Source organism: Pseudomonas sp. LSJ-87, from assembly GCF_032971465.1.
In the GTDB taxonomy this organism is placed as follows: Bacteria; Pseudomonadota; Gammaproteobacteria; order Pseudomonadales; family Pseudomonadaceae; genus Aquipseudomonas; species Aquipseudomonas putida_Z.
Genome location: NZ_JAWJYQ010000007.1, coordinates 115,905 through 131,139, shown reverse-complemented (window position 1 = coordinate 131,139; position 15,235 = coordinate 115,905). Strand labels below are relative to the sequence as shown.

Sequence of the window (15,235 nt, the reverse complement as noted above, 5' to 3'; positions counted from 1 at the left end):
ATGCAGGTTCAACTCACGCAAGGACGCCAATCTGCCATGGGCAGAATTCGTCCTCACCCAAGCCATTCTCTTCACTCTTGGTCGGCTCTCCCGAGGCATGGGCGAGCAGCCGCTCGAAGATCTCCTGGCCCATTTCAGCGATAGTCTTGTCACCATCAATGATTTGGCCACAGTTGATGTCCATATCGTCTGCCATGCGGTTGTACATCGGTGAGTTACTGGCAAGTTTGAAAGTAGGCGCCGGTACTGAGCCAAAGCACGAGCCACGGCCTGTGGTGAACGCAATCATATTCGCGCCGCCAGCGATCTGGCCTGTGGCTGAAACCGGGTCATATCCTGGGGTGTCCATGAACACCAAGCCGCGGGTTTTGACCGGGTGTGCGTATTCATACACATCCATCAGAGGCGCATTACCGCCCTTCTTGGCACCGCCCAGCGACTTCTCCAGTACGTTGGCCAGCCCCCCTGCATTGTTGCCAGGGCTGACACGACCATTAATCTGGGTGTCTCGACCACGGTTGTACTCCAGCCACCACTCGATGCGGTCGATCAACTTGCGCCCTATTTCCGGCGTTGCAGCGCGCGCGGTTAGGGTGTGTTCGACACCAAAGATTTCCGAGGTTTCTGAGAGGATCGCGGTGCCGCCATGACGCACCAGGATATCGACTGCTGCACCCAAGGCTGGGTTGGCCGAGAGACCTGAGAAACCGTCTGAACCACCACACTGCATACCGATCATGAGATGTTCAGCCGATACGGGTTGGCGTCGCACTTCGTTGGCCTTGGGCAGCATGCTCTTGATCAGTGCGATGCCTTGATCAGTAGCGCTTTTCACACCACCGACGTCCTGGATCACCAGCTTTTTCAACATGTCGCCTTCGACCAAACCTTCCTGCTCGAAGAACCCGTGAATGTTGTTTCGCTCGCAACCCAAAGCAATCACCACTGCCCCGACAGTGTTGGGATGCTTGATGTAGCCGCCGATGGTGCGACGCAACAAATCCATCGGCTCACCGGTCATTTCCATCCCGCAGCCAATCTCATGAACGAACGGCACCACGCCATCAACGTTCGGGAAGCCAGCCAACCGGCGTTCGTCATAGTGGTTGGCAATCTTTCGCGCCACAGTGGCGCCACAGTTACCTACTACAAAGACCCCCAGATAATTACGCGTGGCGACCCGACCATCCTCGCGAACAATGCCTTGAAAAGTTGCACGCTGATCAGGCGGAAGTAAATCAGTCGGAACGTAATCCAAACCGTAGCGGTAGTCGCGACCGGTCTCTCCAAAAACGATATTGTGACTGTGCATCCATGTACCTGGTTGCAGGTCTTCGGAGGCATAACCGATCACCGTGTTGAACTTGAGCACCGGCTCACCTTTGGCGATCAGCCGGGCGGCAACCTTATGCCCCAGTGGAACAGGCTGCTGGGTGGTGACGCCTTCATTAGGGATGGCGGTACCGGCGGGAATCTCGATGCGAGCGACTACAACATTGTCGGCTGCATCCAGGCGAATGACAGGGCTGGCTTCACGGTGACTCATGGTGTTTTCCTATTATGGCAACAGACATGGCAGTGGTTGCATAAGCACCGCCGCCACGATTACTCAGGGACGCTTACCGAATTCGCAGCTGTGTTCAGTCCACGCCAGTGCCTGCTCGCTGAGGGAGAAGCCCAAGCCCGGACGATTTGGTACCCACATACGACCCTCACGTAGTTCCAGGCGCTCGTTGAACATCGGTTCGAGCCACTCGAAATGCTCCAGCCAAGGCTCTTGCTGGTAAGCCGCTGCAAGGTGGAGGTGAATCTCCATGGCGAAGTGTGGCGCTAGTTTCAAGCCCTTGAAGCTGGCCAGATTCATGATCTGCAGGAACGGCGTGATGCCGCCAACCCGAGGTGCATCAGGCTGAATGAAGTCGCAGGCATTGGCCGTGATCAATTGAGCGTGCTCGCTGAAGCTGGTCAGCATCTCGCCGGTGGCGATGGCGGTATCCAGCGAAGCAGCGAGGGCGGCATGGCCCTCGACATCAGCGCTGTCTAGCGGCTCTTCGATCCAAGTCAGATCGAACTGCTCAAGCTTGCGGCAGAAACGCTGAGCGGTGACACGATCCCACTGCTGGTTGGCGTCGACCATCAGTGGGAAACCTTCGCCCAGTTGCTCGCGAACCGCTTGCACACGCTTGAAGTCGATGCTGGTGTCGGGCTGGCCAACCTTGATCTTGATGCCGCCGATGCCATTGGCACGGGAGGTCTGCACATTCTCCAGCACCTTTTCCAGCGGCGTCGACAGATAGCCGCCGGAGGTGTTGTAGCACTGTACCGAATCGCGGTGTGCTCCCAGCAGCTTGGCCAACGGAAGATCGGCGCGCTTGGCCTTCAAATCCCACAGAGCGATGTCGAACGGGGCAATGGCTTGAGTAGTGAGGCCGCTGCGACCCATCGAAGCGCCGGCCCACATGAGTTTGTTATATAGTTTGGCAATGTCGTTCGGATCTTCACCTAACAGCGTTGGCGCAATTTCCTGGGCGTGGGCGTACATGCCTGGGCCGCCGGCACGCTTGGAGTAGCCGAAACCGATGCCTTCATGGCCCTCACGGGTGCGGATCTCGGCAAAAATGAAGGCGATTTCCGTCAGCGGCTTCTGCCGCCCGGTCAGTACCTTGGCATCGCTGATCGGCGCCCCCAACGGCAGTACGGTGTAAGACAGCTTGATCCATTCGATGCTGTCGGTGGTGGCTGGGCCAGGTTGCATTGCGGCAATCTTGGGGTCGATGTAAACGTTGCTTTTGATCATGAGTAAGCCCTCGTTATCACTGAGCGTCGGAACGTTTGCCAGTTAGGTCAGACAGCTGCAGACGCTGAATGCGACCAACAATGACCAGGTAGGAGAAAGCAGCGAGCAAACCGTGGGCGCCGACGTAGATCAGTGCGCTATTGAACGAGCCGCTGGAGTGCAGCAGGTAACCAATAACCACGGGGGTGACGATGCCGGCGGTGTTGCCCAGGGCGTTGAACACGCCGCCAGTCATCCCGATCATTTCCCGCGGGGCGGTGTCGGCCACCACGCTGAATCCGAGATTGCCGAAGCCTTTACCGAAGAAGGCTAGGCTCATCACGGCGATAACCAGCCATTGGGCATCCACGTAGTTGCAGAGCATCATGGTCGAGCTCAGCAGCACGCCGGTGATTATCGGCGTCTTACGGGCGATGCTCAGAGACTTGGTACGGCGTAACAGGTAATCGGAGAAGAAGCCCGAAGAGACGGCGCCAATCAAACCGCACAAGGCTGGGATCGATGCCACGAGGCCAGCCTGCAGGATGTCGAAGCCTCGCTCCTTCACGAGGTAGATCGGGAACCATGTTACGTAGAACCAGGTGACCGCACTGACACAGTACTGGCTGATGAACATGCCCAGCAGCATGCGGCTCTTGAACAGCAAGCCTACTTCGGCCAGCGAGCTGCGCCGATCTTCCTTGGGCAGTGCGGCCTGGGCTTCAAGGTCGACCAAGGCCTCGCCCTTGCGCAGATAGTCGAGCTCGTCGCTGTTCATCTTCGGATGATTGACTGGCAGGTAATAGTTCTTCCACCAGATCGCAGCAATGCCGAAGCCGACAATTCCCATGACAATGAACACGTATTCCCAGCCGAAGGCGAAGCAGAGCCAGCCCATGAACGGCGTAAAGAAGGCCAGCGAGATGTATTGCGCACTGTTGAAAATGGCACCGGCCATGCCCCGCTCCGCCGACGGGAACCAGGACGCGATCACACGGGTGGATGCAGGCCCCACCGGAGCCTCGGCTACGCCGAGCAGAAAACGCAGGCCCAGCAGCAGCGGCACTATCATTCCGACAAAATGAACCAGGCCCATGCACAAGGTGAAAGCTGACCAGACGCAGATTGCAAGGGCCATGGTTTTCTTCGAGCCGAAGCGGTCGGCCAGCCAACCCGACGGGATCAGGAAGATAACGTAGGCCCAGCTGAAGATGGAGAACAGGTAGCCCATTTCCACCGAACTAATGCCCAGCTCTTTGCTCATGTCCGACCCTGCTACCGACAGAGCCGCGCGATCACCACTGCTTAGGGCCAAGACCATGGTAATCAGGGCCAGTATCAAATAGCGGTAACGGGTGGCTGTCGAGGACGCGGCCACGGCGCCAGGGGCAGGCCCGGCGGCGTAGGTATCGTGGTTGTGCATCGCGGTTGCCTCATTGTTTTTATATTGATGTCGTGCAGAGTCTCTTACTGGCACCTGCTTCGAATTCTGGCATTTCGCAGCCCCTCTTCGGGCCGCTTAAGACCAATGACAGCGCTAGCAAATGACAGCGCTGTCATTCATCCTAGGCCTGATCGTATAAGCTTTGCAAATCGTCTAAAGGTGCTTATTCCCATAGATTGGGAATGGGGAAGAAGTGCGAAAAAAAGGGCCAATCCGGTACACTTGCCATCACGCTTAACGCGCCAGTTCAGAGGCCCCCGATGCTGGAAACGCCCACTACCGAAGCCGACCCGAAGCCCCTCGTCGTCGCGCCTGCCACCCTCGATGATGTGGCCAAAATGGCCAAGGTATCCCCCATCACTGTTTCGCGAGTCATCAACCGACCGGAGCTAGTGTCGGAGAAAACTCAGAAGAAGGTACGCAGTGCTATCCGCAAGACCGGTTACGTGCCCAACATGCTCGCCGGCGCCCTCGTCTCGCAGCGCAGCCGTCTGGTCATAGTGGTCGTACCCAACCTGTCGAACCGCGCTTTTGTCGATACCGTTACCGAGCTGGGCAAGCGCTTGGCAACCGCGCGCTACCAACTGCTGCTAAGCCAGTCTGACCTCAGTGAAAGCCACGAGTCCGAGCTGATTGATGCCATTCTTGCCCGGCGTCCCGATGGCATCGTGCTCACACGCCGACTGCGAAGCGAGGCCGCGCGGGAGAAGCTTGTGATTCGGGGTGTCCCAGTGGTCGAAACCTGGGAGCTAAGCGATCAGCCGATTGATACCGTGGTGGGTTTTTCGCATGAGGCGGTTGGCACAGCCATGGCCGATCACATCATTAGCCGTGGCTACCGCCGAGTCGGCCTGATCTGGAGCGATGACGACCGTGCCAGCCGGCGTCGCCAGGCCTGTATCGCCGCCTTGCAGCACGCAGCAGTCGAGATTGTTGCGTCGGAACTGGAGTCCGCGCCGGTGAACATGGGTAATGGCCGTCAGGCCATGGCTCGACTATTGGCCGCGAATGTGAAGATGGATGCTGTGATCTGCAGCATCGACCTGTTGGCCCAAGGGGTCATGGCCGAGGCACAGGCTCAAGGACTGAGCATTCCCACCGATATTGCGGTGATGGGGTTTGGTGACCTGGAATTTGCTGCCCACACTCACCCGCGTCTTAGCACAGTAAACATAGACGGCGGGCGGATCGGTTTGCGTACAGCGGAATTGCTGCTCCAACGTATAGACGGCAGCCTGGCGCGCGGCGAATGTGCAGAAGATGTAGGCTTCAATCTTGTGGTGCGCGAGAGCACCTGAACGCTGTGATCGTCAGTCGATCCAGCGCTGTAATTGCGCAGCCATACGATCCCAAGCCTGCTCAACCTCGGCCACCCCAAACGCGCGTAGGCTCGAATGCACCATGCCCTCTCCCACCCACACTTCGGCGGGCACGCCGCTCGCCCTCAGTGAAGCGGCATAGGCGATTCCGTGGTCGCACAGTGGGTCTACCCGCGCGACGATCACCAGCGCCGGTGCCAGCCCCCCAAAATCATCGGCCTCCAGTGGCATCGCCTGTGGGTCGCTTCGTTCGGATTCATCGGGAAGAAAGCCTTGCAGTGATTGCATCAAGCCCGCCACGGTCATCATCGGAGCCTGGGCATGTTCCCGCATCGACGCGAGATCCTGGCGTGCAGTAAGTACCGGATAAACTAGCAATTGGCCCAACGGTTGCGGCTGGCCAGCCTCAAGCAGCGCTCTACACAGCCCGGCTGCCAAGGTGCCCCCCGCGCTGTCGCCGGCAACTATCAACGCACTCTGGCTTAGGTTGGCATCTACCTCGCCGTTACGCAGTGCCGTCCAAGCTTTGATGCAGTCATGTAGTGGTGCGGGAAAAGGATGTTCGGGTGCAAGTCGATACTCCACGGCCACAATGGCTAGTTGTGCCCGCTGAGCCAGGGCGTATGCGAACCAGTCGTGAGTATCGAGGTTGCCCAAGTCCCAGCCACCACCGTGCAGGTATAACAGGGTTGGCCAGCCACCTTCCGGTACCTCACCAGTAGGTTGATAGCAACGCAAGCGAAGGCCTTCAACATCTATATCGTCAATGCGCCAGCCCTTAGGTACCGGTGGAGTGCAATGTCGGCAAGCCTGCAAAAATGCCGCACGGCGAGCAGCCAGTGTGTTCGCCTTGGGGGCAAAACGTTGGCCGCTGTCGATGTAGGCCTGCATGGCTGGATTTAATTGGGGAGGCATCGTTGGGTTCCTCGTCATCAATTCGTGGTGATAAGTTGCCGGGGTGCATTGCATCCCGGCGTGGTCTCAGAACAACGGTAGGGTATAGGCAACGATTACGCGGTTCTCATCCCGTCGCCCGGTTGCATCGCCGCGTAACTCGACGTTTCTCCAGCGCAGCGCTAGGTTTTTCAGCGGGCCGCTCTGGATTACATAAGTGACATCGAGGTTGCGCTCCCATTCACTCCCATCCTCTCCGCCCACCTTGAAGTTGTCTCCGCGCACATAGCGGGCGAACGCCGTTAAACCCGGCACGCCAAACGCCGCGAAATCCACATCGTAACGAGCCTGCCAGGAGCGCTCCTGGGCGCGATCGAAACGCAGTACCTGAACGGCATTGGCCACCCCTGGCAGATCGGTGTCATGAATGAACGGCAATGCACTGTCGCCAGCGTTGTACTGGTAACCCAAGCGGAAGGTATGCGCTCGAAGGTTGGCACTGAGCATCGCCGAGGTCATGCGGCTATCTAGCTTGCCGGCCTCTTCGCTCCCGGACTCGCCGGTGTCGAGATAATTAAGGGTGCCGGACAGTTTCCAATCACCTGCCTGCAGGCTTTGGGTGCCTGTGTACAGTGTCTGTTGATAGACATCCTGCAGGCGGCCCGTCCACAGTCCCAGCGAGGTCTGCGGAGTAGCGCGCCAGGTTCCACCCAAGTAGTCGAAGCGATCACTGAAAACGCTGTAATAGTTGCCGACCTGGATATCGCGAGCGCCGGCGAACTCGCGTTGATTCACCTTGCGCATTTGACCCACACCGAGATCCAAATCGGCGAATTCGCGGATATCCAGCATGGCGCCTTCGAAGAATTGGGGCAGCAAGCGCGCATCGCCAGAGCTCACCAGAGGAATCTTCGGAAAAAGACCGCCCACTTTCAGCTCGCTTTTCGAATACTTGAGCTTAATCGCAGCCGTAGCTTCAGAGTATTCGTCCACCGAGCGCGGGTCGGCATTCCGCGGCCCCCCGGCACGGTCGTAAGCGCCCGGGAGCAGTGCAGTACCGCTACGCGATGGCGACGAATCGAGCTTCAAGCCAAGCCCTGCGTAAACATCCAGCCCCACGCCGACCGTGGTGTCGGTATAACCGGACTCACCCTTGAAGATGAAACCTTGAGCCCACTCCTCCAACTTGGACTGCGCAGGCTTGGTTGAGTCGCGCAAGTCATGGTTATAGTAAAAATTGCGAAACGTTAGATTGGCTTTGCTATCGTCCAGCAGGGCCGCTTGAGCACACAACGGCCCCAGGCCCAACAGCAGCGACAAGGGTTTTGCAGCGCGAGCGAAGCCCGCTCCAGTCGAGGAGTCTTTCATTATTGTTGTTCTCAGTTATTGGTTGTATCGGGTACAGCAATCGAGTCGAAACTCAGCGTCCTTGCCAGGTAAATTCGAGCGTGGCCTGCAGGCGTCCCTCAGGTGCCAGTTCCAGGGTGCCGTTGTCTGCCCAGCTATTCGACGGTTGGTTGAATGCATCAGCGAGGTGTGACACCGGCTCAAGGCAGAGAGACGGGCTGCCGGCGGGAGCGAAAGCTACGAAGTGGCTCAACGGCTCGCTCGCCTTCAGCAACAGAGTGCCGCTGAGATAGTCGAGCTGCAGTAGGCCATCCCAGCCTGATTGGTAATGCGCCATTGCCTGGGTGTCATCGGCATCAATCAGCTGCGCTTGTGACACTTCGCGGGAGACGCCGGTCGCCAGATAATGGTCATCGATCTGCCATTCACGGCCCGCCTGATAGCGCACCTTCAATCCTGAGTGACGCTGAAAATACGGGTGAAGCCCTAGGCCAGCGGGCATTGTCGAATTGCCTAGGTTGATCAACACCAGCTCGATACGCAGACGGTGCCCATCAAGCAGGTAGCGTTGCTCTGCACGGAACGCCCAAGGCCAGTGCTCGCCTTGGTAGTTGCAGGCAATCGTTAACTGCTGATCGCCCTGCTCCACCACTTGCCATGGCACCGTGTGAGTCACACCGTGCAAGGTGTGCGGCCGTGCAGCTGGATGAGCTGGCAAAGAGTAGTCGCACCCTGCAAAGTGCAAATGGGCATTGCGGATGCGGTTGGAGTAAGGGATCAGCGGGTAAGCGCCGGCCCTCGGCCAATCGAGCGGGTCGAACGTTTCGGCGTTGATCGGCAACAGTACGTCAAGTCCGTCGGCCTGCAGATGAGCAATTCGTCCTCCCCAAGCGGGCAGCAAGCCAATTGACCAGGTGACGTTGGTGAGCAGCAACGGTTGCATGAAACCTCCTATGGCCCTATTTCAGACGCGACTTAGCCCAGCCGCCACGGCGGAGCGCGGCGGAGGGAAGCAGAACGGGAACTGCGTATGGGTTAGCGGTGGAAGCGCTCAGCCACGGCGAGGTCGATATCCAGGCCTAGCCCAGGGCCCTGCGGGATATGCAACAGATTCCCCCGACGCAGCTGATCCAACGGATACAAATAGCCCGCCGGCTCGACAAACAGATACTCCACTTGTGGTACACGTGACTGCACCGCGGCCAGGTGCAAGGTCGCGATTAGACCGGGGCCGAAATACGGACAATGTGGAAGCACGACAGCATCGTGCTGATCGGCCAGTGCGGCAATGCGCAAGCACTCAGAAATGCCGCCAACCTTGGTCACGCTCGGCTGGATCGAGTCCACCGCACCCGCCAACAGCGCCTGTTCGAACTGCAACGCCGTGCACCAGTTCTCGCCTGCAGACAGCGCCACGCCCTGCCCTCGCAAGCTGGCGAGAGTGGCGAAGTCCTCTGGGGGGAAGATGGGCTCTTCCAGCCAAGCCAGCTGCAGGTCTGCCAGCGCAGGGATCCACTCGCGCGTCTGCTCTACAGTCCAAGAGCAGTTCACATCGGTCGCCAAGGGCACATCGAAGCCAACCGCGCGGCGGCAGGCGGCAATTTCTGGCAAGCTCACTTCATGAAGCTTGATATCACTGAAGCCCATCGCTAACGCTTTCTCGCAGATTGCCGGAGCAACGACATCGTCGGCATAGCGCACCAGACTAGCGTAGGCTGGTACTTCCTCTCGCTTGGCTTGGCCTAGCAGCGCATGCAACGGCACGTTCTGGCGACGGGCAGCTAGATCCCAAAGTGCGATGTCAACGCCCGAGATAGCAAACATCGTCACCCCGTAGCGGCCAAACAGGTGCAAGCGCAGCTGCAGCTCGCGGTTGAATGCAGCAATATCTTCAACTTGCCGATCGAGAAGCAATGGCGCAATCAAGCGGTCAATCAGGGCCTTGGTAGCATCGGCGACAAAGTAACCGAATGCTTCGCCCCAGCCGACGTTTCCGTGTTCGTCTTCCAGACGGATCAGCACGTTTTCCAGCGTGTGCCAGGTAGTCGGTGTAATACCCTTGCCTTGGCCGCCGTCCTGGAACGGGATTTCGACAACTTGAGTATCGATACGGACGATTTTCATGCTTGCTCCAGGACGCTTGCCAATGGAACTCCGGCGTATGCGCCGCCGACGTGGTCGCGGCCAGAGCCGACCGGTGCCATGGCTTCATAGGGAAGGAAGTTGTCAGCCAAATGATCCGAAGCGTTGTCCTGAGGGCGATAGCCCAGCGCTCGGGCACGACGGTTGTGAAAGAAAGCATTCGGGCACTCCGACACCCCGTATACGATCTCGTGACGCACGTCTGGGTGCTCCAAGCCGATCAGCACCAGTTGTGCAAGGTCGCGGGCGCTCGTCCACAAACGCAGGCGGCGGGCATCGGCAACCTTAGGATCGGCATTGCCGATGCGTACAACAAAGGTGGCCAGCTCGCTGCGCTGCGAGAACGTGGCGCACGCGGCCTCACCAAACACCTTGCTCAGGGCGTAATAGCTATCAGGCGCCACAGGGCTGTCATCGAAGTGGGTAGCCGCCTGACTGTGATACTGCCCTAGTACGTGGTGGCTACTGGCAAATACGAAGCGCTTGGCACCCGCGCGCTGAGCAGCTTCCAAGAGGTACAAAGTGGCGTGGTAGTTGGGCTCTACCGTGCTCTGGAAATGAATATCTGTTCCGTGAGCGCAGGCTAGGTGAAGTACTGCATCAACTCCTTCGGCTGCCTGGCTGACAAAGGTTGGGTCGGTCAGGTCGCCAACGAGCGCCGTTTCTCCGTTCACCAAGTCAGTGACAGGTCGGCGATCCAACAGACGTAAGTTGAAGCGCTCGCGCAGATAAGGACGCAGTGCGGTTCCAACGATACCGGCGGCGCCGGTGACAAGAAGCGTAGGCATAGCAAATTCTCAGCGATCAGGTGTGGTGCGACTGCCTGACGGTGATTAGCCGCCAGGCCAGGGCAAGTCAGGCGGTGGCTGCCACGGGAGCGTGGTTAACCGGCTTCTTGCCGACAAACAAAGCAACGATGAGAGCCCCCAGGATGCCGAGCCCCGCCGCCAAGCCGAAGCCGCTGGCGTACGTGCCGGTGGACTGAATGATGAAGCCAGTGACCGTTGGCGCGACGATGCCGCTGAGGTTGGCCAGGCCGTGCATAAAGCCACCTGCAGTGCCTACCTGGTGATCTGGCACGGCGTCCTGAATCAGTGACCAGTACGCCGGAGCTGTCAGCATCAGGAAGCCAATGGCCACGGTCATCACAACCACCGTGTTGGTCACGCTCTGCACCTGACCAGTCAGACCGATGCAGACCGCTGCGACGAGCAGGCAGGTCACCAATACCACTTTGCGCGAGAACAATTGCTTGCCGGTGCGTTTGAACACCCAGTCGATCAGCAGACCGCCGCAAACAAAGCCCACCGTGCCCACCAACCATGGCAACGCGGTGACGATACTCATGGATTTCAAGTCGATGCCCTTGGCATCAATTAGGTAGCTCGGGAACCAAGTCATGAAGAAGTAAAGGATGTAGTTGTAGCAGAACAACGAAACACCGGTGACCAGTACGGAGCGCTGCAGGATGATCTGCAAGACCGGCGTGCGAGGCGCGTCTTGCGCAGCAGTAACCGGCACCTCGCGCCCTTCGTTGATCAGCGCCAGCTCTTCTTCGGACACGAGAGGGTGTTCCTTCGGTGTGGAGGCCGACATGCGCCACCAGGCGATGGCCCAAAGCACGCCGATCACGGCGATAACGACAAATGCAACGCGCCAACCGAGCCACAAGGCAAGGAAGCCCACTATTGGGCCTGCCAATGCACCACCCAGAGGGCCGCCGGCCTGGTTAATACCGATAGCGCGGGCACGCTCCTTGATTGGGAACCAGCTGTTCACGGTCTTATTGGCGGTGGTCGACACCGGCCCTTCGCCTACGCCAAACAGTGCACGCACGATCAACAGCGACCAGAAGTTAAAGGCCAGCGCTGTAGAGCCACAGAGCACTGACCAGAAGCTCATCGACCAGGTCAGCACGCGCTTGGGGCCGAAACGGTCAGCCAAGTAGCCACCGACGAAACAGAACAGGGCATAACCGAAGAAGAAACTGCTGAAGATCATGCCCTTTTCAGCAGGCGTGAGGTGGTATTCCTGCGTGATGAAAGGCATGGCGATCGACAGGGCAGCCCGATCGACGTAATTGATGATCATGGCCAAGAACAACATGGTCAGGATCGTCCAGCGATAATTTTTTTTCTTGTTCATGTGCGACTCCGTCCGGCACACGTGATGCCGGATCTTTTTTGTTATAGCGCCTGACCCTGCCAGAGGGTCAAGCACCTCCGGGGTCAATCAAACGCTGTAATCGACCGCCACCCACTCAAAGTACTGCTTGAGGTCGGCAACCAGCGCTTGGTGCGCTGGATGTGGCAGGTAACGCGCAACCGCATCTGCGTCGTCGAAACTGGATTCCAGGATGTAATCCCAGCAAATGGGCCGATCCAGCTCGTTCGCAGCAACTCGCCAGTCGCGAATGAAGTCGATTTCTTCCCTGAGGTCGCGCATCTGCGCCACCAACCCTGCTTCCCGCTCTGGTTGGAATTCGACGCCGGGCAGACGGCGAAACATCACGATATGTCGCATCATCGTACTGTTCTCCTCAATCCAGCACCCAGTTCGGGGCGTCTTGCAAAGCCACGGGGCGAAGGAAGCGCTCGATGGCGGCGTAGCCCACCGAGGTGGTCTGCGGTGCGGTTGAAGCCGGCCATGGCCCGCCATGCTGCTGGGCGTGACATACGGCAACGCCGGTTGGAACGCCACTGAATAGCACCCGTCCCGAGACCCGCTGGGCCGCGCGCAGCAGCTGGCGGTTATCATCGCTGTCAGTGTCCAGCCCCCACAGCGTGGTGGTCAGGGTGCCGGCTACGGCGTCGAGGACTTCGACAACTTGGGCAACCGATTTGGCGGTGACGATCAAGGCTGCTGGGCCGAACATCTCTTCACGCAGATGAGCGTTGGCGATGAACGAGGCGGCATCTGTCGCGTACAGCCGCGGCGCCGGGCCTGCGCCATCGGCCTGAGGGATGAACAGAGGTGTAGCGTTGGCGGCTACCGTGGCAGCGGCGGCTTCGAAGCCCTGCTGCATCCCCGGTGTGAGCATACGGTGGGTGGCTATTGGCGCGATGGCCTCCGCCAGTTGAGCGACAAACAGCTGGCTGTGCGGTGACTCGAGCAGCACGATTACGCCAGGGCTAGTGCAGAACTGGCCACAACCCAGAGTGATCGACGCAGCCAAGGTTTTGGCCAGATTCTCGCTGTCCTTCTCCAACGCTGCGGGCAAAGCAACCAGGGGATTGATCGAGCCCAGCTCGCCGAAAAATGGAATCGGACGGGAACGAGCATTGGCTGCCTGCCACAAAGCCTTGCCACCTTGATATGAACCAGTGAACGCCACAGCGGCAATGGACGGATGCTGCACAAGATAGGTGCCAGCGGTGCGATTAGGAGCCTCAGCCAAGGTCAGCAGCCCTTCTGGCAGGCCTTGGGCTTGCACGACGCCTGCAGCCAGATCGAAAACCGCGCGAGAGAGTTCAGGGTGGCCGGAGTGTGGTTTGATAACAACCGGGCAACCTGCAGCTAACGCAGAGGCGGTGTCACCGCCCAGTACCGAAAAGGCGAATGGGAAGTTGCTGGCCGAGAACATGGCCACCGGGCCCAGTGAACGCTGGATGCGGGTCAAGCGTGGGCGACCTGCAGGCGGCGCGCCCGTGATGGCCTGATCATCGACCTGGCGATACGGCACGCCAGCCTCCACTTCACTAGCAAAACCGCGCAGCTGGAAGGCGGTGCGTGCCACTTCGCCGTTCAAACGCCCATCGCCCAAGCCGCTTTCGCGGTCGGCGATGGCGACCAGTTCAACTTGGTTCCGTTCGAGGGCCGTGGCCAGGCCGCGCAGCAAGGTTGCGCGCTGGTCGGCGCTGGACTCGGCCCAGAAGTCGGCAGTGGAAGCTGATTTGGCAACGACTGCATCAACGGCAGCGAAATCGTGATTATGCGGGGTGCTCATCGGAATTCCTTGATTATTACGAGGTGGCGATCCCGAGCAAGCTCGCCTCAGTAGAGGCGATCTCGCCAGGTAAACGACCTAAGGCGTTAGCGCGCCCTGGGCTCCAAGTGATACCCCCGGCCCACGTAGTCGAAATCAACCAGTTCGTTGATGGGCACTTCTTTGTCGGCAGGCGATGCGTAGTAGGCGCGGATTTCCTTGATCAGCCCGCTCTGCTCATCGAAGACATACCACTCGTCCCCGCGCAGTGCCGTGCCGAGCTTGCTTTTCCAGTGCGTCCACTCGATAACTGCTTCGTTACTGTCGTGGCTTACCAAGATCTTCTCGATCGTCCACTGCGAGCCCAGGTTTTCCACACACCAAACCCATTTACGAGCAATGGTGTCGGCCGTGCGCCATGGCACCTCGGGTAGACCTGCGGGGAAGTAGTGCACCGCGTCGGGGGTAAAGCACGACACCAGCTTTTCGTAGTTGCCTTCGTTGCAGGCGTCGAAGTAGCGGCGGATCAGTTGCGCATGCTTGTGCTCAGCCATTAATCAGCTCTCCTTCTTGTCGATGATCGATGGGATTGGCGGGCGACCGGCAGCAACCCAGGCGTGGTAATCGGATACCGACGCCGGGCTCGGTGGATACACACCCCACAGGGCTTCGCCCGAGGCAATGCGCATGGCCAGGTAGTTTTCGATGTCGTCCTGGACGCTGCAGACTTCGGCCAGTTCTTCGGCTAGGTGAGCAGGCACAACAGTCAGACCATCGGCGTCGCCTACGATGATGTCACCGGGGTAGACGGCTACCCCGGCGCAGCCGATTGGCACTTGCAGGTCGGCCACGTGGTGGTAGGAAATGCGCGTGGTTGCCGTGATTTCGCGGGCATAGGCCGGCAGGCTCATGGCGGCAATCTCGCTGCCGTCACGCAGGGCACCGTCTGTGACAATGGCTTTGGCGCCACGGGCGAGCAAACGCGTAACGAGGATATTGCCAGCCGAAGCGGCTGCCGGGTCATTGCGGCTGTCGATCACAAGCACGTCGCCCGGCTTGATCTGTTCAACGCCAACCCATTGCAGGTTGTCATCGTTGGGCTTGGTGGTCATGGTCGAATAGGTGTCGATGTCTTCACGCGCCGGGATGAAACGCATGGTGAATGCACGTCCCGCGAACGGCTTGATGTCACGGGTCATGTTGCGCAGACCGACAAGCGCCGGTTGGCGGAAACCGCGCTTGAATAACTGGGTGGTCAGCGAGCCGCTGCTGCACGTAGCCAGCTTGGCCAGCACTTCGTCGCTGACTTCGATCTGCTTCCCCGAAACGCTTTCATGAGCATCGGCATAATTGTGGATGACGGACATTGTTCTAGGTTCTCCTCGCGG

The 15,235-nt window shown here is 59.1% G+C and carries 14 protein-coding genes; 1 reads left to right on the top strand and 13 read right to left on the bottom strand.

The window, feature by feature from the left end; all coding sequences use genetic code 11:
• Positions 1-13: 13 nt before the first annotated feature.
• From RYH74_RS08210 to RYH74_RS08200, 3 genes are all read right to left on the bottom strand, one after another.
• On the bottom strand, positions 14-1,546 hold the full coding sequence (locus RYH74_RS08210) for an altronate dehydratase family protein (RefSeq protein WP_317409229.1): 1,533 nt from the start codon (positions 1,544-1,546) through the stop codon (positions 14-16).
• 63 nt (positions 1,547-1,609) lie between these two features.
• On the bottom strand, positions 1,610-2,797 hold the full coding sequence (locus tag RYH74_RS08205; RefSeq protein ID WP_397461222.1) for an L-talarate/galactarate dehydratase: 1,188 nt from the start codon (positions 2,795-2,797) through the stop codon (positions 1,610-1,612).
• A gap of 16 nt (positions 2,798-2,813) precedes the next feature.
• Complete coding sequence (locus tag RYH74_RS08200; protein ID WP_317409228.1) at positions 2,814-4,199, bottom strand: MFS transporter; 1,386 nt, start codon at positions 4,197-4,199, stop codon at positions 2,814-2,816.
• Between the two features lie 281 nt (positions 4,200-4,480).
• On the opposite strand from RYH74_RS08200, the gene RYH74_RS08195 reads away from it, so the two are divergent.
• Positions 4,481-5,518, top strand: coding sequence for a LacI family DNA-binding transcriptional regulator (locus tag RYH74_RS08195; RefSeq protein WP_031325750.1), 1,038 nt, complete (start codon positions 4,481-4,483; stop codon positions 5,516-5,518).
• A gap of 12 nt (positions 5,519-5,530) precedes the next feature.
• Here RYH74_RS08195 and RYH74_RS08190 read toward each other — a convergent pair whose 3' ends face one another.
• From RYH74_RS08190 to RYH74_RS08145, 10 genes are all read right to left on the bottom strand, one after another.
• Positions 5,531-6,454 carry an alpha/beta hydrolase gene (locus RYH74_RS08190; protein ID WP_023663161.1) on the bottom strand — a complete coding sequence of 308 codons (924 nt, stop codon included), beginning with the start codon at positions 6,452-6,454 and terminating at the stop codon, positions 5,531-5,533.
• A gap of 66 nt (positions 6,455-6,520) precedes the next feature.
• Positions 6,521-7,801: an OprD family porin gene (locus RYH74_RS08185; RefSeq protein WP_317409227.1), complete on the bottom strand. Its 1,281-nt coding sequence runs from the start codon at positions 7,799-7,801 to the stop codon at positions 6,521-6,523.
• Positions 7,802-7,853: 52 nt separating this feature from the next.
• Positions 7,854-8,723, bottom strand: a complete 870-nt coding sequence (locus tag RYH74_RS08180) for an aldose 1-epimerase (RefSeq protein WP_317409226.1) — start codon at positions 8,721-8,723, stop codon at positions 7,854-7,856.
• A gap of 92 nt (positions 8,724-8,815) precedes the next feature.
• Positions 8,816-9,904 (bottom strand): mandelate racemase/muconate lactonizing enzyme family protein, encoded by a 1,089-nt coding sequence (locus RYH74_RS08175; RefSeq protein ID WP_317409225.1) that lies wholly within the window; start codon positions 9,902-9,904, stop codon positions 8,816-8,818.
• Positions 9,901-10,710, bottom strand: a complete 810-nt coding sequence (locus tag RYH74_RS08170) for an NAD-dependent epimerase/dehydratase family protein (protein ID WP_023663165.1) — start codon at positions 10,708-10,710, stop codon at positions 9,901-9,903. Before RYH74_RS08170 ends, RYH74_RS08175 begins: the two co-directional genes overlap by 4 nt.
• Before the next feature lie 67 nt (positions 10,711-10,777).
• Entirely contained in the window at positions 10,778-12,067 is a 1,290-nt protein-coding gene (locus RYH74_RS08165; RefSeq protein ID WP_023663166.1) for an MFS transporter, read from the bottom strand.
• Between the two features lie 87 nt (positions 12,068-12,154).
• Positions 12,155-12,448: a Dabb family protein gene (locus RYH74_RS08160; RefSeq protein WP_023663167.1), complete on the bottom strand. Its 294-nt coding sequence runs from the start codon at positions 12,446-12,448 to the stop codon at positions 12,155-12,157.
• Between the two features lie 13 nt (positions 12,449-12,461).
• On the bottom strand, positions 12,462-13,868 hold the full coding sequence (locus tag RYH74_RS08155) for an aldehyde dehydrogenase (NADP(+)) (RefSeq protein WP_317409224.1): 1,407 nt from the start codon (positions 13,866-13,868) through the stop codon (positions 12,462-12,464).
• 86 nt (positions 13,869-13,954) lie between these two features.
• On the bottom strand, positions 13,955-14,401 hold the full coding sequence (locus tag RYH74_RS08150; protein WP_023663169.1) for a nuclear transport factor 2 family protein: 447 nt from the start codon (positions 14,399-14,401) through the stop codon (positions 13,955-13,957).
• 3 nt (positions 14,402-14,404) lie between these two features.
• A complete protein-coding gene (locus RYH74_RS08145; RefSeq protein WP_023663170.1) occupies positions 14,405-15,214 on the bottom strand; it encodes a demethylmenaquinone methyltransferase in 810 nt (269 codons plus the stop codon).
• Positions 15,215-15,235 lie beyond the last annotated feature (21 nt).